The 18752-nt window shown below is 61.2% G+C and carries 11 protein-coding genes and 6 pseudogenes; 9 read left to right on the top strand and 8 right to left on the bottom strand.

What is annotated here, in order from left to right:
- Positions 1-99 precede the first annotated feature (99 nt).
- Both ACFXS9_RS22340 and ACFXS9_RS22335 read left to right on the top strand, forming a co-directional pair.
- Complete coding sequence (locus tag ACFXS9_RS22340; RefSeq protein ID WP_392689527.1) at positions 100-270, top strand: hypothetical protein; 171 nt, start codon at positions 100-102, stop codon at positions 268-270.
- Positions 260-2329 (top strand): recombinase family protein, encoded by a 2070-nt coding sequence (locus ACFXS9_RS22335; protein ID WP_392691340.1) that lies wholly within the window; start codon positions 260-262, stop codon positions 2327-2329. Before ACFXS9_RS22340 ends, ACFXS9_RS22335 begins: the two co-directional genes overlap by 11 nt.
- On the opposite strand, the pseudogene ACFXS9_RS22330 reads toward ACFXS9_RS22335, so the two are convergent.
- Positions 2299-3438: pseudogene (locus ACFXS9_RS22330) on the bottom strand (IS3 family transposase). The gene ACFXS9_RS22335 and the pseudogene ACFXS9_RS22330 sit on opposite strands and share 31 nt — an antisense overlap.
- Before the next feature lie 337 nt (positions 3439-3775).
- Here ACFXS9_RS22330 and ald point away from each other — a divergent pair.
- Both ald and ACFXS9_RS22320 read left to right on the top strand, forming a co-directional pair.
- Positions 3776-4888, top strand: coding sequence for an alanine dehydrogenase (gene ald, locus ACFXS9_RS22325; RefSeq protein ID WP_392692093.1), 1113 nt, complete (start codon positions 3776-3778; stop codon positions 4886-4888).
- 530 nt (positions 4889-5418) lie between these two features.
- Positions 5419-5787, top strand: coding sequence for a hypothetical protein (locus tag ACFXS9_RS22320; RefSeq protein ID WP_392692090.1), 369 nt, complete (start codon positions 5419-5421; stop codon positions 5785-5787).
- 69 nt (positions 5788-5856) lie between these two features.
- On the opposite strand, the gene ACFXS9_RS22315 is transcribed toward ACFXS9_RS22320, so the two are convergent.
- The 3 genes and pseudogenes from ACFXS9_RS22315 to ACFXS9_RS22305 all read right to left on the bottom strand — a co-directional run.
- Positions 5857-7200, bottom strand: a complete 1344-nt coding sequence (locus ACFXS9_RS22315; protein ID WP_057846620.1) for an IS1182 family transposase — start codon at positions 7198-7200, stop codon at positions 5857-5859.
- A 71-nt stretch (positions 7201-7271) separates the two neighbouring features.
- Positions 7272-8381 carry an IS630 family transposase gene (locus tag ACFXS9_RS22310; protein ID WP_392692088.1) on the bottom strand — a complete coding sequence of 370 codons (1110 nt, stop codon included), beginning with the start codon at positions 8379-8381 and terminating at the stop codon, positions 7272-7274.
- A gap of 66 nt (positions 8382-8447) precedes the next feature.
- Positions 8448-8973 (bottom strand): annotated as a pseudogene (locus ACFXS9_RS22305) (MFS transporter); the annotation flags it as partial.
- 11 nt (positions 8974-8984) lie between these two features.
- Between ACFXS9_RS22305 and ACFXS9_RS22300 the strand changes: the two are divergent.
- From ACFXS9_RS22300 to ACFXS9_RS22285, 4 genes and pseudogenes are all read left to right on the top strand, one after another.
- A pseudogene (locus tag ACFXS9_RS22300) lies at positions 8985-9149 on the top strand (adenosylmethionine--8-amino-7-oxononanoate aminotransferase BioA); the annotation flags it as partial.
- A gap of 250 nt (positions 9150-9399) precedes the next feature.
- The gene (locus ACFXS9_RS22295) at positions 9400-10743 is read left to right on the top strand and encodes an IS1182 family transposase (RefSeq protein WP_057846620.1); all 1344 of its coding nucleotides are present in this window, start codon (positions 9400-9402) and stop codon (positions 10741-10743) included.
- A gap of 93 nt (positions 10744-10836) precedes the next feature.
- Positions 10837-11298, top strand: coding sequence for a hypothetical protein (locus tag ACFXS9_RS22290; RefSeq protein WP_392692085.1), 462 nt, complete (start codon positions 10837-10839; stop codon positions 11296-11298).
- Between the two features lie 1291 nt (positions 11299-12589).
- On the top strand, positions 12590-13477 hold the full coding sequence (locus ACFXS9_RS22285; protein ID WP_392699946.1) for a TauD/TfdA dioxygenase family protein: 888 nt from the start codon (positions 12590-12592) through the stop codon (positions 13475-13477).
- Between the two features lie 6 nt (positions 13478-13483).
- Here ACFXS9_RS22285 and ACFXS9_RS22280 read toward each other — a convergent pair whose 3' ends face one another.
- Complete coding sequence (locus ACFXS9_RS22280; protein WP_392692082.1) at positions 13484-13753, bottom strand: hypothetical protein; 270 nt, start codon at positions 13751-13753, stop codon at positions 13484-13486.
- Positions 13754-14692: 939 nt separating this feature from the next.
- Here ACFXS9_RS22280 and ACFXS9_RS22275 point away from each other — a divergent pair.
- A complete protein-coding gene (locus ACFXS9_RS22275; RefSeq protein ID WP_392692079.1) occupies positions 14693-15025 on the top strand; it encodes a hypothetical protein in 333 nt (110 codons plus the stop codon).
- Between the two features lie 193 nt (positions 15026-15218).
- On the opposite strand, the pseudogene istB reads toward ACFXS9_RS22275, so the two are convergent.
- The 3 pseudogenes from istB to ACFXS9_RS22260 form a co-directional block, all read right to left on the bottom strand.
- Positions 15219-15958, bottom strand: a pseudogene (gene istB, locus ACFXS9_RS22270) (IS21-like element helper ATPase IstB).
- 9 nt (positions 15959-15967) lie between these two features.
- Positions 15968-17490 (bottom strand): annotated as a pseudogene (gene istA / locus ACFXS9_RS22265) (IS21 family transposase).
- A 550-nt stretch (positions 17491-18040) separates the two neighbouring features.
- Positions 18041-18714: pseudogene (locus ACFXS9_RS22260) on the bottom strand (IS21 family transposase); the annotation flags it as partial.
- Positions 18715-18752: the final 38 nt, after the last annotated feature.

Here is an 18752-nt window from a genome sequence, read left to right as displayed (position 1 = left end):
CCTCTCACGACCAGAATCGGGGAGCGACTCATGTCACGCGAGACGGCAATGCCAGGGAGCGGATACCGACACAATCGACAACCGCGGTCGCAGCCGCAGATGGATCTGTTCGGGAGCGGCCTGTCGAACGGCGCCCTCGGCGCGCCAGCATGGTCGGAACTGCCGGCGGAAGCGCGGGCGGCGCTGACCAGTCTGATGACGCAGTTGATTCTCGGCCATGCTGCGACGACAGCGACGCCGCGCGCGAAGGAGGTCGGCCATGATCTCTGACAAGATCAGGCCTCATCATCTCGAGCGCAAGGCGATTCTTTACGTGCGTCAGTCCTCGGCGCATCAGGTGTTGCACAATCGCGAGAGCAGCGCGTTGCAATACGCCATGCGGGACCGGCTGACGGCGCTCGGGTGGTCAGAGATCGACGTGATTGATGATGATCTCGGTCGTTCGGCCGCCGGCGGGGTCCAACGCGCCGGCTTCGAGCGGATGGTAGCGGAGGTTTGCCTCGGTAAGGTTGGTGCGGTTTGCGCCCGCGAGGTCTCGCGCTTCGCTCGCAACAGCCGAGATTGGCAGCAACTCATCGAGATGTGCCGCGTGGTCGATACCGTTCTGGTCGATCAGGAGACCATCTATGCGCCAAGGCACGGCAACGATCGCCTGTTGCTCGGGCTCAAGGGCAGCCTCAACGAGTACGAACTGGATCTGTTGCGCCAGCGCTCGCTCTCGGCCCGCTACGAGAAGGCGCGCCGGGGCGAGTTGGTGGTGGCGGCGCCGGTCGGGTTCGTGAAGTCCGGCGACCATTATGAGAAAGATCCGGATCGGCGGGTCCAGGAAGCGATCAAGCTGGTGTTCGACAAGGTCGAGGAACTGGGCAGCGCGCGACAGGCGCTCTGCTGGCTCCACGAGTACAATCTCGATCTGCCGGTAAAGCAGACCAATGGCGACACGGCCTGGCGGCGACCAAGCTACTCCGCCATCCACCGGATCATTGAGAACCCGGTCTACGGCGGCGCCTATGCCTATGGTAAGACGGCTGTCGCGACGGGATACGGTGCCGAGGGCGTGAGCGTGAAGATCCGCCGCAAGGCGCGGAACGAATGGTTGGCGCTGAAGCCCAACACCCACGATGGGTACGTGAGCTGGGAGAGGTTCGAGGCAATCCGCACCATGGTCAGCAACAACGTTCCCACCAGTCGGTATCACGGCGCGCCCAAGCATGGTGACGCGCTGCTGGCCGGTCTGATCCGCTGCAGGCGCTGCGGTCGCAAGCTCACACTCCGGTACTCCGGCATGAAGCGCCATATTCCGCGCTACAGCTGCAGCCGCGCCTGGATGGACAATGGCGGCCCTCATTGCATCGGCTTCGGCGGACTGCGCGTTGATGATGCCATCGAGGAAGCACTGCTCGGCGTCGTCGGTCCGGGCGCTATCGCCGCGGCGACCGCTGCCGCCAAGGAAGCCAGGGAACGGCGCGATCAGGTGCGCGATGCTCTCAGTCGCGACCTCGAAGCGGCGCGCTATGCCGTCGACCGGGCCTTCCGGCAATACGATGCCGCTGATCCCGCGAACCGGCTGGTGGCGGGCGAGCTTGAAGCGCGCTGGAACAGGGCGCTCGCCCACGTGGCGGAGGTCGAGGGCAAGATCGCCATGCATGATGCGGCGATGCCCGCCCCCATTGCCGATCCAGCTTCGCTTGGCGTTCTGGCCTCGAACCTCAAAACGGTCTGGGATGCGCCGACGACGGATGCGCGCCTCAAGAAGCGGATTGCGCGCACCGTCATCCATGAGGTCGTGGCCGATATCGACGATGCGGCCTCCGAGATCGTCCTCATCGTCCACTGGGTCGGCGGCGTTCACAGCGAGATACGCCTGCCCAAGCGCCGGCGCGGGCAGCGCAACAGCACCTCCGCCAACATCGTCGAAGCTGTGCGCCAACTGGTGCTGATCGCCAGCGACGATCTGATCGCCGGCCTGCTCAACCGCAACAGCCTCAAGACCGGTAACGGCAATCGCTGGACGCGCGAGCGTGTCACCTCGATGCGCTCGAACTATCGCATCCCGGTGTTCAAGCCCGCCGAGGACGGGATCGAGCCCTGGCTAAACCTCAGCAACGCGGCAAAGCTCCTCAAGATTGCGCCCAAGACGCTCCGGCTCGCCGCCGAAGCCGGCGAAATCGCAGCCATCCATCCGCTATCGGACGGCCCGTGGATTTTTGCTCGCGCCTTGCTGATAACAGCTGCCGCTCAATCTATCGCCGAACGAGCGCGACAGAACCCAAGATACCCCACGGGATCACATCCCAATCAGCAAAGTCTCTTCTCTTCAACAACATAGACAGATGGGTGTTCTGATGCGCGGTTGTAGAAGCCCTCGATGAAGGCGAAGATATCGCGCTGGGCCTCGGCGCGATTCTTATAGTTGCGATGATGAACGAGCTCGGTCTTCAGGGTATGGAAGAAGCTCTCCATCGGGGCATTGTCGTAGCAATCGGCCTTGCGGCTCATCAATGCGACGATAGCGGCACCCGAGAGAGCGTCACGATAGGCGTGTGAGGCATACTGCACGTCGCGATCAATCCCGCTGGTGGCCCTTGCTGCCGGATAGCCATCGTCAGCGCCGCGGATGCGAGTTCGACTTGCATATGATGCCGCATGGCCCCGCCGACGATCTTTCGGCTGAAGAGATCCATGACGGCCACCAGATACAGCCAACCCGCCGCGGTCGGGATGTAGGTGATATCGGCGAGCAGACCCGGTTCGGGGCTTTAGCCGTGAAGTCGCGTGCGATCAGGTTCGGTGCGATCGGCAGGTCGTGGCGGCTGTCGGTGGTGCGCACACGGCGCGGCGGTGCCAAGATGGCGTGGATACCGTGCCGGCGCATCATCCGCTCGATCCGGCCGCGGCTGGCGCCACGGCCCTGCGTCCGCAGCACGGCATGGGCGCGGGGACTGCCGTAGCGTTCGCTGCTGTCTCGATAGGCCTGCCGGATCGCAGCCAGCAGCGTGGCATTGGATTTTGTCCGCTCGCGCCGGGCGCTCGCGCCAGGCATAGTAGCCGGCCGGTGAGACCTCGAGCACGGCACACATCAATCGTACCGGATAAGCGTCGCGGTGGTCCTCGATGAAGCGGAAGCTCATGTCCGGGTTCCGGCGAAGATCGCGATCGACTTTTTAAAATGTCGCGCTCCATACGCAGCCGTTCGTTCTCCTGGCGTAGCCGGGCGATCTCCGAAGCCTGGTCCGCCGACATCGGCGCCGCCTGCGTGGTGGGGCGCCACGCCGCCGATGCCGGCTCCTGCCGGAACTTGTCCACCCAGCGCCGCAGCACCGAGTCGTGCAGACCGAGCCCCTTGGCCACCGACGTCACCGAACGGCGGCTCGACACCACCAGCTCAACAGCCTGACGCTTGTACTCTTCGGTAAATGACCGACGTTGACGTTCCATTCGACACCTCCGGGCTCAATAAGCCTACTACAGGTGTCCACTCATTCGGAGGAGGTTCAGCGAGCATTCTAACCTAAAATCAGAAGAGCGCCTCACCGGTGGGCCGCACGCCGCGTCTCTGCGCGCGCTGCCGGCGCGCTATTGCGCGCTGGCGCTGGATAATTCCATTCGAATATCCGCACGTTGGTGCTGCGCTCGGCGCTGGAGTGTCATTCGGATGGAATCCTGCGTGACGCTGCTAAGAATCGCTGAATTCCGGCGTTGCTTGGTCGCCTGCGCCGCAGATTTGCGCCGCTCTTTCGATATAAAAGCGGCCGTCCAAGTTAGGAGATTGCAAGTGAAGGTCGGTGTTCCCAAGGAAATCAAGACGCACGAATATCGCGTGGGCCTGACGCCGGGAGCCGTACGCGAATATGTGGCCGCTGGCCACAGCGTGCTGGTCGAGACCAATGCCGGCGGCGGCATTGGCGCTACAGATGACAATTATCGCAAAGCTGGCGCAACCATTCTGGACTCCACGCACGAGGTCTTTGCATCGAGCGAGATGATCGTAAAGGTCAAGGAGCCCCAGCCGTCCGAATGGACCCAGCTGCGAGAGAAGCAGATCCTCTTCACTTATCTGCATCTGGCGCCAGACCCGGAGCAGGCTAAAGGCCTGCTAGAATCTGGGTGCACCGCAATCGCCTACGAAACTGTCACCGATGCCCATCGCGGGCTTCCGCTGCTTGCGCCGATGAGCGAGGTCGCGGGGAGGCTTGCGATCGAAGCGGCAGGCAGCGCCCTGAAACGGTATGCGGGTGGCCGGGGGCTGTTGATCGGGGGCGTGCCGGGTGTCCAGCCGGCCCGTATCGTGGTAATTGGAGGCGGCGTTGTCGGTACGCATGCGGCACGGATGGCGGCGGGCTTGGGTGCCGAGGTCACGATCCTCGACTGTTCGATACCGCGGCTTCGCGAGCTGGACGAACTATTTGAAGGGCGCGTTCGTACCAGGTTCTCGACAATAGACGCTGTGGAGGAAGAGGTATTTGCGGCAGACGTAGTTGTCGGTGCGGTGCTCGTTCCCGGCGCGAGCGCGCCGAAACTTGTGAGCCGCGCCATGTTGAGCTCGATGCGGAAGGGCTCGGTGATCGTTGACGTCGCCATTGATCAAGGTGGCTGCTTCGAGACATCGCGTCCGACGACCCATGCTGATCCAACTTACGAGGTGGACGGCGTCATTCATTACTGCGTCGCCAATATGCCCGGAGCTGTCCCACTCACCTCGAGCCAGGCCCTGAATAATGCCACGCTGCCATTTGGTTTGGCTCTGGCCAACAAGGGATTTTCCGCCGTGCTCGAAAATCCGCATCTGCGCGCAGGCCTCAATGTCCACCGCGGCCGGCTAACGTACAGGGCCGTAGCCGAGAGTCTCGGCCTGCCATTCTCACCGATCGAACAGGCTGCGGCCTGATCCCAGAGGCCCCTCAAGGGCTTTCCTCCCTGACTTGGGCCACTCCATCGGAGTGGCCTTCTTTTGTGTGCCGAGTATGAACGACAGCTTGGGGGTGGAAGTCCTCTACCCAGCCTGATGGTGGCGGAGGGTTAGCGAAGCGCAAGGGCGTCATCGTGAGGTGGGGTCTGAAGAAAGCGTGGAGCAAATCCGCGACCCGATGGACAAGAACCGAATAACGAGGCCTACCCGACCGGACGAGCGAGCAAATGATCGCGAAGTCCACAGCCATCGAGGGGGTGGGTAGTAAATTCGGCGGGTATGCGGAGAAGGCGGTCGGTCTTACCTCGGGAGGTCTGTGCTGTGTCTCGGCAACGAGACTGAGGGCGCCGCAAGGCGGCCTGACCGCAGCGCAGAAGTCAGCAGAGGGCATATTAGGTAGCGCGCCGCCGAAGGCCCGAACGGTGGAAGTGGTAGTAGAGCAGTCGATCTCGTGCGAGCCATGCGGCAGAAGAATCAGGTTGAGCTGAACTCGGTCACCGGAGCGCAGGGTGAAGCCCAAAGCGCCGCCGTCCGAGAGACCGAAGCAAGCGCGGCGATGGCTAGTCTCGCACGCCCGGCGGTCGCAGGACCTGGAAGCAGTAATCGAGCGTGAGAATCTGAAGAAAGCGTTGGCGCAAGTGAAGCGCAACAAGGGTACGGCAGGCGTCGACGGGATGACCGTCGGTGAGCTGCCGGCCTACCTGAAAGAGCACTGGCCTACGATCCGGGCCCGGTCGCTTGAGGGCGCCTACAAACCGCAGCCGGTACGGCGCGAAGGCGTCGGGCGGCATGCGGCTGCTCGGCATCCCGATTGCAATTCCCCAGGGCAGGACTTCGACCGCTGCGCGGTCGGATACGTCTTCCCTCCAGCGCACTGATCCGAACGGGCGCCCTAGGAGCCTGTCCAGTTAGCTTTGGGAAGGCAGTTTTATCTTGATAATGGCGGCTCAGGCGGCCCTTGCGAGCTTGACGAGGTTGTGAGCGGTGCAGATGAGCGCCCATTCTGCGCTGACCTTTTCGATGCCGCGCAGCAGGAATTGCCTGAACCCTCTTGCCTGTTTGATCTGTCCGAAGACGGCTTCGACGATCTGCTTGCGCAAGCGGTAGCGACTTCGGTAGCCGGCGCGCTTGAGCTTGGTGCTCATCCTGGCGATCAGCGAGCCGGGTCTTGAAGCCTTTTTCGCGGTGGCGGATTTGGTGCCGTGCTTCTGCCTTCCGGTGGCGATGTAGCCCTCGATGCGCCGCCGTTTGATCGTGCGAAGATTGGCGTCGGAGCAGTAGCCGGCGTCGGCCGATACTTCGTCGGGATTGGTCCCCAGATTGGCCCTGATCCCGTCGAGCAACGGCGCCAGTTGCGCCTGATCGCTGGAGGAACTGGTCAGCGTCTGCGCCACGATGATCTGATGGGCACCATCGACCGCGGCCTGGGCGTTGTAGCCCTGGATGTAACCGTCCTTGGTCTTCAGGATGCGGCTTTCCGGGTCGGTGAAATTGCGTTGCGCCTTGCCGTCGGGCTCCGTGTTCGGCGGCGCGGACGTCTTGCCGTTCTTTTTGCCCCCTTCGGCGATGCGGCGCTCCTCGGCTTCGGCCCGCGCCTTGCGCTCCGCCTCGGCTGCGGCCTTGGCTTCGGCCTCCAGCGCGGCCTTGGCCTCGCGGATCTTCTCAAGCCGCTTCTGCTTGTCGGCCACCCAATCGGGCATCTCGTCGCCGCGCTTGTCGCCGTAGAGCTTATCCTCCTGCGCATCGGCGGCCTCCGCCGCCTTGAGCCAGCGGTCGACCTCCGCTGCAAGCTCCGCTTCCCGCTTCTTCATGCGATCATAGCTCATCGCCTTGTGCTTGGACGCGTTCGCCTTGATCTTGGTGCCGTCGAGCGCAACGTGCCCGAGCTTCACCAACCCGGCCTTCTCGGCCAGCTTCAACACCTGCACGAACAGGTCGGCCAGCGCCTTCAGGTGCCGCCGCCGGAACTCTGAGATCGTGCGGAAGTCCGGCGCATCGCCCGCCACGATCATCATGAAATCCGCCCGCTCCACCGCCGCCCTGGCGATCCGCCGCGACGAGTAGATACCGCTCGCGTAGCCGTGCAGAAGCAGCGCCGTCAGCATCCGAGGATCGAACGGCGGCTGCCCCAGCCCGCTTCGGTAGCTGCCTATGATCGCCGATAGATCAAGGCTTTCCCTGACCAGCGACACGATCAGCCGCGAAACGTGGTCCCTCGGCACATAATCCTGCACGCTCGGCGGCAGAAGCTGGGCCTCGTCGATCTTCCAGGGGCGAAATTCCTTGCTCATGGCTGCGCAAGGAATCAGACTCGCTCCCTCTTGACCAGTCACTACTCAGACAGGCTCCTAGTCACGTGAATCTAAAGTTCACCACATAAAGTCTGCTGGGCTTTGTGGCAGAAGCGTTTGACCGAAGCCAAAATCTGGTCTGCGGACTTGGTCCATTTGAAGGGCTTCGGGTTTTTGTTGTGCAGGTCGATGAAGGAGCGGATGTCGGCCTCGAGCTGCCTGACGGAGGTGTGAACACCTCGCTGGATCTGCTTTCTGGTGAGTTCAGCGAACCAGCGCTCGACCTGATTGATCCATGACGCGGAAGTCGGCGTGAAGTGGACATGATAATGCGGGCAGCGGGCGAGCCACGCTTTGACCTTGGGTGTCTTGTGGGTGGCGTAGTTGTCCATGACTATGTGGACATCGAGCCCTTCAGGAACTTGAGCATCGATCTCCTTTAAAAACTTCAAGAACTCAACTGCCCGGTGGCGCTTGTAGCATTTGCCGATGACGAACCCCGAGGCGATATCGAGTGCTGCAAACAGCGTGGTCGTACCATGCCGCAGATAACCGTGCGTACGACGTTCCGGCACGCCAGGCATCATCGGTAAGATCGGTTGCTCGCGATCGAGCGCCTGAATCTGGCTCTTCTCATCGATGCTGAGAACAAGGGCTCGGTTCGGTGGGGATAGGTAAAGGCCGACGATATCGCGCACCTTGTCGACGAACAGCGGATCGCTCGACAGCTTGAATGTCTGGCTGCGGTGCGGCTGCAAGCCGAACGCCGGCCACATTCGGCGGATCGTGGTGTGGGAAAAGCCAGTTTCCGCAGCCATCGATCGGATCGACCAGTGCGTCGCATCGGCTGGCGTCGTGCGCAACGTCCGCTCGATCACAGCCGCAACCTGATCGTCGTTGATGGTGCGAGGGCGGCCAGGGCGGGCTTCGTCAAGCAGGCCGTCACAGCGATCCTTCAGAAATCGGCGGCGCCACTTGCCAACGGTGTGTTCATGGATGCCGAGTTCGGCAGCCACGGACTTGCTTGGCAAGCCATCCGCACACCGCAGGATCGCGCGGCACCGCTCAGATAGCGACCGGGCAACACGATGACGACGAACTTGCCTTTCTAAGTACGCCCGCTCCTGCGCACTCAGCACCAACGGCGCGATGGGCCGGCCTCTCACACCCGCATTCGTCACAAGCGCTCTCCTCTATCGAGAGATTCGAGCTATCATATAATGTAACGAACTTGCGTTCCAGATGACTAGCATACCGCCGATACGCACGGGCTCATAGCCGATGTGGAAAGCCACCGCCTGCCGATCCAGCGCGCGCTCTGAGCGCGTCGAGCGGCTGAGTTGGCGTCAACGTCGGGCAGAGATAGCGTTTCGGGATCGGCGATATCGCGAGCAATCGACCAGCCATAGGCGCCACTCCGTTGCCGCGACAGCTGCACGTCCTGCATCCCTTTGTGAAAGGCCCGCGCCTTCTCCTGCGCCACCCGATATTCGATTTCGACCACAAGCGGCACGCTGCGCCCGGTGAGCGCAAGCCGCACCTCGGGATGGGACAGAGCCTCAGCGTTCTCACCACGCCGATGTGCGGCATGCGCAGTCATAACCCAAGCAGCGGCGAGAGCAGCATGAGCGCGGAGGAAACCAGCAGCGCGATCTCAACGCCAGGGGTATCGGTCAGGCGGCCCCAGCCCCAGCTGCCGATGGCGGTGCCGCTGGAGATCGCAGCCTGGTAGGCCGCAACCGAACGGCCCGCGATCCAGCGCGGCGCAGAGAGCTATATGACGCCTCACGGGAGGGACGCTTCCGCTCGCCGTGACGCTCTGCCGCGCCGATGTCTTCGAGGCGCATTATTCGACAGATCGTACGAGTACGCTCTTTTCGAGTTCATATAGCGCCAATCCAGTGACCTGCGGTGCCGCAAAGGCCAACCTAGACCTCTGGCTAGATCAGAAATTCGCTAACGCGTAGCGTTGGTCGCCACAATCAAGAGCAGGCAAACCGGGTCAGCCCATTCCGGATCCGTTGCCCATCAAGGAAGTCATCTGTTTCGACGCCACCAAGTCAACAATTCTCATTCGCCCGATTCACCTCGCATAGCGATACTTTGAAGCCAAGTACGACCGAAACGAAGAGATTGTCCTAGGAGCCTGTCTGAGTAGTGACTGGTCAAGAGGGAGCGAGTCTGATTCCTTGCGCAGCCATGAGCAAGGAATTTCGCCCCTGGAAGATCGACGAGGCCCAGCTTCTGCCGCCGAGCGTGCAGGATTATGTGCCGAGGGACCACGTTTCGCGGCTGATCGTGTCGCTGGTCAGGGAAAGCCTTGATCTATCGGCGATCATAGGCAGCTACCGAAGCGGGCTGGGGCAGCCGCCGTTCGATCCTCGGATGCTGACGGCGCTGCTTCTGCACGGCTACGCGAGCGGTATCTACTCGTCGCGGCGGATCGCCAGGGCGGCGGTGGAGCGGGCGGATTTCATGATGATCGTGGCGGGCGATGCGCCGGATTTCCGCACGATCTCAGAGTTCCGGCGGCGGCACCTGAAGGCGCTGGCCGACCTGTTCGTGCAGGTGTTGAAGCTGGCCGAGAAGGCCGGGTTGGTGAAGCTCGGGCACGTTGCGCTCGACGGCACCAAGATCAAGGCGAACGCGTCCAAGCACAAGGCGATGAGCTATGATCGCATGAAGAAGCGGGAAGCGGAGCTTGCAGCGGAGGTCGACCGCTGGCTCAAGGCGGCGGAGGCCGCCGATGCGCAGGAGGATAAGCTCTACGGCGACAAGCGCGGCGACGAGATGCCCGATTGGGTGGCCGACAAGCAGAAGCGGCTTGAGAAGATCCGCGAGGCCAAGGCCGCGCTGGAGGCCGAAGCCAAGGCCGCAGCCGAGGCGGAGCGCAAGGCGCGGGCCGAAGCCGAGGAGCGCCGCATCGCCGAAGGGGGCAAAAAGAACGGCAAGACGTCCGCGCCGCCGAACACGGAGCCCGACGGCAAGGCGCAACGCAATTTCACCGACCCGGAAAGCCGCATCCTGAAGACCAAGGACGGTTACATCCAGGGCTACAACGCCCAGGCCGCGGTCGATGGTGCCCATCAGATCATCGTGGCGCAGACGCTGACCAGTTCCTCCAGCGATCAGGCGCAACTGGCGCCGTTGCTCGACGGGATCAGGGCCAATCTGGGGACCAATCCCGACGAAGTATCGGCCGACGCCGGCTACTGCTCCGACGCCAATCTTCGCACGATCAAACGGCGGCGCATCGAGGGCTACATCGCCACCGGAAGGCAGAAGCACGGCACCAAATCCGCCACCGCGAAAAAGGCTTCAAGACCCGGCTCGCTGATCGCCAGGATGAGCACCAAGCTCAAGCGCGCCGGCTACCGAAGTCGCTACCGCTTGCGCAAGCAGATCGTCGAAGCCGTCTTCGGACAGATCAAACAGGCAAGAGGGTTCAGGCAATTCCTGCTGCGCGGCATCGAAAAGGTCAGCGCAGAATGGGCGCTCATCTGCACCGCTCACAACCTCGTCAAGCTCGCAAGGGCCGCCTGAGCCGCCATTATCAAGATAAAACTGCCTTCCCAAAGCTAACTGGACAGGCTCCTAGAAGGTTTCGATGTTGAATCGCCCGAAGATGAAAACGCTGTGGATGAGGCGCTCTTTCACCTTCCCGCCGGCTTCATCAAGAACATCGACGCTGGCCTTGGCTTTCCAAAGGGATATCGTTCGATCCTCGACAGTATCGAGGAGATCGACGGCGTCAAAGCCTGGTCATCACAAGCCAAGTTCGCGCTGCTAGAGCCGGTCTCGACGAAATTGAATCATTTGGGCATCTCTTTCGGTCAGTTTCGCAGGCGTATAGTCGCTGCCGCTGAGAGCGCGCGCCGCGAAGACCTAGGTCTACTGCATTCTATCCTACTTTCTCACCAGGAATTTCAGCGTTGGCGTTGGAGCCCGGTATTGGGCCATGTGGACCAAAAACGACAGCAATGTCACCTTCACCTGCAGCAGCTGCAGCGCTCTGGGTACCTTCTTTCAGGCCCCTACACTTGCGAAGTACAGCATGGAGCGATGGGGCACGTTCTTCCAGGCCTCCTACAAGTTTGACTGAAGTGAGCTGCTGTCTGTCTGATGGAGGAATGGGTGTCTTATGCAGACGAAAGTCGCGGATGAAAAGAAAAGTGCGGTCGCGAGTTCAAGATCGGAGCGGTCAATCTGGTAAGAGAACGCGGGGTAGCGATGGCGCAAGGTGGCCGCCAGCTGGACGTGCACGAGAAGCTCCTGAGCAAGTAGGGAGGGGTTCGGCGCCGTTCCAGCGCAGGCCTTTCCCGGTCACAGGGCTGTTTTTACGCAGCGCAGGCCCGCCACGGCCAATGCCCGGCACGAAGATCTCTTCGTGTTAACTCAATATTTCAAGGCTTGGTTAGCTTTCCGACCGGTCTTGCTCCTTCTCGCACTTCATCTGGCCCGCTGGACAGTTTTCTAGGATATCGTCGGGGTTGCACCGGTTGTCCTCTTAAGCGTCTGCACTACGAGTGCTGCGCGGATCGTCTCTGTCGATGAATGGCAGCGCACGTCCCGATAGGCTGCGAGCCAGGACCGCGCCGCCACCTGATTGTCAGCGAGGTCACCTGGACCGCGACGTTCCTCAATTATGGATCTCGCAAAGCGAGTAATAGAATCGACGGTTAAACTGCAGTCGGAGTCGAACAGGCGCACATGTCGCATCGATCTCTTGCTCCGCGAGAAGTCGGAAAGTTGATCCATATGTGACAGGTGGATGAAACAAGCACACATTGAATCGAATACCGGGAACAAAATGTTGCTGAGTACGTCAGATAGACGTGCAATAATCATACTACGCATGGTAGAGTCCTGTATAAAGTCATGCAGAAGTATCTGTGCGATCACACTGATGAGGTAAGGCCGAGAGCTAATCCGTTCGTCTTTTTTCGCCTCGATTGTACCTATTGCGGATCGCGTGACATGGTCGACCAAACGTCATCCAAAATATTTCAGGGCTTTGCTTGCCGACGAAGCGAAACATTGCTCGCCATCGAAAAGAAAGCTGGTTTCGTTTCATGGACTGGACATCGATTGTCCTTATGATTGCAATATCAGAACGAGGTCGTACATCATGCTGCATGCCGATCCTGGAAACGTTGTCCGCGAGTTCCTTCATCTGATCGGGGCCGATGCAAAACTGGATCCTGATCGCGACGGAGCAGATCATAAGATGGTTGTGGTCCGACGATCCTGCTTGGCTTTGTTGCGGCTAACGGAGCACGTTGCGGCCGAGTAGGGCCCCGTCACCCAAATGACTTAGTTGGGCTCCACCGTCGGTCTCGCGACTATGCATCGCGGAGCTTTGTCTAGGCATCACGAGTGTGAGATGATCATGAGCAACGCGACGACCATTCATAATGTCATTCCGCGAGCGGATATCATCAAGCACGCGGCCCGGCTTGGTGCCGAGATCAAGAACATCAGGCTATCGGACGAGTTGTCAGACGAGGTCATCCGAGCCATTAGCCGGCTGCTTCTCGAGCATAAGATCATCTTCTTCCGTGATCAGAGACATCTCGATGATGCCGAGCAGCAGTGCTTTGCTATCCGACTTGGCTCGCTGATACCGTGTCCCACAACCCGTACGACCAAGGGTGCGTCTACCCCGGAAATGGCGTTGGGGCGCAGGAGCGGTCCGGCCGACCAGATGCACGTGGATGTCAGCTTCGGTGATGCCTGTCCAAAGATCTCGGTGGTTCGCGGCGCCGTGATCCCGCCTTATGGCGGTGAGATCGTTTGGTCGAGCACCGCGGCTGCATATCTTGCCCTTCCGGAGCCGCTGCGGATGCTTGTCGACAACCTCTGGGCGGGACGCTGCAATGCCTATGATTACACCGTGGCCGGGCGCGCCACGGAGGCGGACAAGAACCATTTTGACGATGTATTCACCGGAACAATCTACGAAACCGCGTATCCGGTCGTTCGCGTCCATCCCGAGACCGGCGAACGCATGCTCGTGATCGGACGTTTCGTGCAGCACTTCGTCGGCCTGGAGGAATATTCCAGCCAGAAGCTGTTCGACCTGCTTCAATCCTACCTAACCGCGCCGGAAAATACCGTGTGCTGGAGCTGGAGATTGGGCGACGTTGCAATCTGGGACAATCGCGCAACCGAGCATCACACCGTCAATAAATCGGGCGATCAACATCGCGTGGTAGGGCGCGGCGCCATCGACGGCGATGGTCGTCGCTCAAAGCCGCAGGCGCCCAGGGCCGCCTAATTTGAATCAACTTATCTGATAGGCGCAAGAACCTCCTCGCTGGACCGCAGACATCCAGATTGTTGCTACTTTTGAAATCAAGGTCACCGGGCGGGAAGCCAATTGGCTCGCGCTGAACGCGTCGATTAAAGTCGCGCGCCCGGCGATCTCGAGCCATTTCGCGGTTGTCGCCCGCGAAATGAAATCTACTCGTGACAAAGCCAGCGCATGTGACCCGTTGAGATCCGCGAGCACATTGGCGGAATCGAGCGACAACGACTGAGCCGGCGCGATCACTGAAATCCGGTTTCATGTTCGGGCACATCTCTGAGATAGTCACGGCCGTGTGTTGACGCCGTCGCGGAGCAGGAAGTAACGACCAGAGCCGTCGCGCTAACGTGCGGGAATCGGCGAAAAGGGATCAGCCAGGCGGCGACGAGCTTTCCGGTGAATTCACCAACGGCGCGTTGGTCACCGGAGGGGCGTCGATGCGACGGCCGACATCTCTCGAGCTGCTGTCTATGGAAAGCTTTCGGTTGAAGCAAGTCAGCGGCTTAGGTTGACAAATCAAGGTCTCAGATCACGGGAAGGAGAGGAGAACGATCCCGGATTCGACGCCGCCGGGGCATAATCTGGTCGCACGCGGCGCAGCCCCTAAACCCGTACGGCATCGAGATACGCCGCGACAACAGTGGTCGCCCATACTCCATGAACGAGAAACCACGTCGTTGGAGAGAGGGGCGTGCCGGCGGACTCAGGCACCGCGTCCGTACATTGAATCGGCACGAGAACATAGAACCCACAGAGTGGCGGCTCAGTTCGCGCCGCATCGCCGATGCCATCCGCAAGGAAAAGCAACAACGTTGAGAGCATGGTAAGTGACTGATCAGGGCCTCCCCCTCAGGGTAACCGCGTGGATCGATAGTTTGGAAGATGCCCTCGAAGGGGCCTCGGGCTAACTCCTTTGCCCAATGCTCTAATCCTTCATCGCCAAACGAGACCGCCTTCAAGCAACAGCAATGCGGGTATCCAACCTCTCGGCCTAGCCGTTAGGTGTGATCGCCAGCGCCGCCGTCGCTGTCAAGGATTCGCCGGCTCAATGCCGCCGAGTTCGAGAAAACTACGAAACCGTCGATATCCATCGCCATATGAACACCTAGAGTATGCGGCGAACGCAAAGACCGCTCGATTTCGTGTTTTTCGACCTGACGGAGCGGCGTACGGACAGCCGGCCGGATGCCGAAGAAGAGCTGCAGGAGGTCCACACGAGCGGAGACCTTCAATGCAGCTGGAACGACGTTATGTTGCCGCATCTCGCCGCCGGACCATAATCAACTGTTTAACTTCGGCTACGCCGGCATCCACGAATCCTGCTTCTTCGGCCGCGCGTCGCGAGGCAATATTCGACTTGCGCGTGTGTGCATAGACCGTGTCGTAGGCGCTTGCATCACTGGCAAGGCGGTATCCCAACCGTCCGATGTGACGACCTTGGCTGCGGATTCCAATGATCGCGCGCAGTTATTCCAATCTGATGCCGCGCAGCGTTCCAATCTGATCGCGCGCATGTAGAAGCCCCCGATCGTTAAAGGCAATTGGCACTATCGTCAGCCCGTGGTCAAGCGGCTGCCGAAGAGATCACGTCTCATATTTGATGGTGTCGCTCGACGGAGCGAAGCTGACTGGACGCGCACCCCCAACAGTGCCGTAGCGGCCGGTCAGCTTCGCGGGCTGCAGTCTCGGTCTTCATCGGCCGACGATGTAATCAAGGCCGAGGAAGAACCGGCGGGCGACGCATGGAGTCACCGTTCAGTTCGAGCCTGTGAGCGTTGTGAAGCAGGCGATCAAGTATGGCATCAGCGTAAGTTGGGTCATTTATGAGCTCATGCCATTTGGCAATTGGAAGCTGGCTGGTGACGAGTGTTGATCGACGGCCGTAACGGTCTTCAAGGATTTCGAGCAGATAATGACGGGCATTGGCGTCGATGGCTTGGAGGCCCCAATCGTCCAAAATCAGGAGCTCGACGGCGGCGATGCTCTTCATCCGCGAAGTGAGTCGGCCGTCGCCCCGGGCAAGGTCCAGTTCTTCGAACAACCGCGGCAGCCGAGTGTAAAGTACAGAGTGGTTGTCCCGGCAGGCCTTGTGACCAAGCGCACAGCCAAGCCAGCTTTTCCCGACGCCGGTTGGCCCGACAATGGCGCAATTCTCATGGTTTTTGATCCAGTCTCCCTTGAGCAGCATGTCGAACAAGCGGCGGTCGAGCCCACGGGGGCGCGATAGTCGATATCCTCGGGCACGGCATGATGACGCAGCTTTGCCTTGCGAAGACGAAGCGCCAGGCGCCGGTTGTTGCGCCAGGTCGCTTCGTGGTCCAGCAGCAACGCCAGCCATTCGGCGTGAGCGAGACCCCGGACCTCCTCGTTCTCGGCGAGGCTCGTGAAGGCCTCGGCCATGCCAGTAAGGCCGAGCCGGGTAAGCAAGTGGAGTGTGGGGTGTGTCAGCATTTTCTCTCCTTAGTGGTAATAGTCCGAGCCTCTGATGTTGGTGTGTATGATCGGCTCGCGCTCGGCGGACGCGGGCGTTGCAACGCGATCGAGCCCCTTCTCGAGGATCGATTTGACGCTTGGGTAGTTGCGAGCCTGGATCTCAATCGCGCGCAGCGCGGCCGCCTCGAGGCGCTCGGCGCCAAAGCGCTTCTCAAGACGGATGATCCCCAGGCACGAACGATAGCCCTGTTCGGGATGCGGCCGATCCTCGATGATCCGGTCGATCAGCAGGCGCAGCATCGGGCCGATCCGGCTTGCCTCGCTGCGGATCTTTGCCGGCGTCCACTCGCCGTAGCGCCGGTGGCTGGAAGGCATGTGGGCGCTGATCGTCGTGTGCCGCCCGTTGCCGCTGCCGCGCATGTGCGCGGCGATACGCTCGCCCCCAGGAAGATTTCAACCGTTCGCGCACAGATCCGCGCTTCTACCTCGCGACGGGCGAAGCGATAGGGCACCGAGTAGTAGTGTCGTTCGATCTCGACGTGATAGTCGAGCCCGACCCGGCATCGGCGCCATTCGGCATGGACCCACGGCTCGCCGGGAAGCGGTTTAAGATTCGGCGCGTCAATTTCCTCGAACAACTGGCGCCGTGTGCGGCCATACTGGCGCAGCACCCGTCCGTCATTGAGCTTGGTCAGCCACTCGGCGATCGCACCGTTGAGTTCGGCCAGGCTGTAAAAAGTTCGGTTGCGCAGCCGCCCCAGCAGCCAACGCTCGATGATTCCGACGCAGGCCTCAACCTTAGCCTTATCTCTCGGGCGACGCGGCCGTGCCGGCAAAATCGCCGTGCCGTAATGCTGCGCCATATCGCTATAGCTGCGGTTGACCATAGGGTCATAGAGGCAGGCCTTGATCACCGCGACCTTGGCGTTGTCGGGCACCAGCAGTTGCGTCGCGCCGCCAAAAAAGCTGAAGGCCGCGTTATGTCCCGCGATCCAGTCGCCGAGTTGCTCGGTCCACGTCGCCAGCGCGAACGACAAGCTGGATGCGCCCATGACCGCGACGAAGATGTGCGCGTCACGCACCTCGCCAGTCTTACGGTCAACCACCGGCACCGTGTCGCCGGCATAGTCGACAAACAATTTCTCGCCCCCGCCGTGGTGCTGGCGCATCACGAGCGGCAGCCGACCTTCCCAGTTGCGGAACAAGTCACAGAACCGGCTGTACCGATAGCCGTCCGGATGCTCTGCAATGTACTCGTCCCACAGCACCTGCAAGGTCACGTGCTTGCGCTTGAGCTCGCGGGCAATAACGGACCAGTCAGGCTCGGCCACCTTGCGGCGGCCCGGCTTCACGCCAGGAACCCCGTACAGCAGCTGCTCCAGCTCGGCGTCGCTTATCGCTTCCGGGACTGGCCATGCCAGACCCGCGCGCGCAAACCGCTTCAGCGTGTCACGTACCGTCGTCGGCCCGACGCCGACACGCTCGCCAACCACGCGCGTCGAGAGCCCAGCCTCAAGGCTCAACCTCACAATCTCGCGCACCTGGCGCATGATAACCCTCCTCGTCGGCATCCAATTCTCCAAGCTGTTTCCAGCCGGAGAAATGGCCCAACGATCAGGCCTCACACCATCCGAAACTGCGCGCGATCAAATCGGAATGCTGCGCGGAGAATGCTCGGAATGCTGCGCGTGATCATTTCGGAACCCTGCGCGCCATCAAATCGGTACGGTGCGCACCATCGTCTCGGAATCCGCACCTTGGCTGGCCTCGTTCAGATAGATTTGGATCGAAGCGTGCTCTCCGAGAGGCTGCTCGTCGATCCGGTTGATGAATACGATACCGGCGCGCTCGCCTTGGACTTCGATCCGCCAGGCTTCTCCGCCAGGTCCTTCGCCACGCCCAAACGTGCCCTTTACCCGTATGATGACTACGTCCTTTGGGTCGACCGACGTAGCATTACGTCGTATCCTTACGGCGGGCTTCGGTGTTGGACGCTTTGGTACGCGTCGCTTCGTCGAAACCTTCTTTGCTCTTGCACTCATCCCAGCCTCTCCAACAGCGGTCGGAGTCGGGCGTCGGCAGGTGCCCAGAACTCAGCGAGCGCTGTGTCGGATCCTCGTGCGCGTCGGCCGCGAGATTACGGAACGCCCCCGACAGGCTGTCGCTGCGATGCTCCCGCGGCACACCGCCGAGCGCCCACAGGGCGTTCTGCAAGCCCTTGGCCAGGGCAACGAAGCTTTCGCTGCCGAGCACGACATGCGCATGCTCGAAGCCCGAGAACGCCAGCCGGAAGTGATAGAGCCGGTGCTGGAGCGCCTCACTCGCGATGCTAATGCCGAGCGCGCTTGTGTCGGTGAAGTCGGACAGACCGAGACGGCCAGGCTCGTGCTCCTGGCGGAAGATCACGTCCTGTTCGGGGCCGTTGAGCGCCCGCCAGGCATTGATGCGCCGCTCCAGCGTGCGTCAGATGTTGGGGTGAGGTCGGGATGGCGTCAGCGCAGTTCGTTAAGTACGCCGATCACGCGAATGCCGGGCGCAGCCTTCAGGATTGGGATGATATCGGCGTCCCAGTAGGGGCGCGAGCGGATCAGGCCGTCGTCGGCCCCTCGGCGCCTTCTTCTGTGATGGCAGGCGCGAGTCGTCTTCTTGGCCGCGGCGGCCTCGGGGGACAGTGTCAGTTGGTAGTTCATGTACAGCCTCATCTGGTGGTCGGTTATGTGAAGGCCAGGCAAGGCATCGATTCCCTCTTGTCGAGACGAATCAACAGCTTGCACCAGCAGCACCCGGCCGCCAGACGAGTCCGAAAAGCGCG

The organism is Bradyrhizobium sp. RDI18 (assembly GCF_043203335.1).
Lineage (GTDB): Bacteria > Pseudomonadota > Alphaproteobacteria > Rhizobiales > Xanthobacteraceae > Bradyrhizobium > Bradyrhizobium retamae.
Note: the sequence above shows the minus strand (reverse complement) of the source record. Positions and strands in the feature narration are given on the sequence as shown.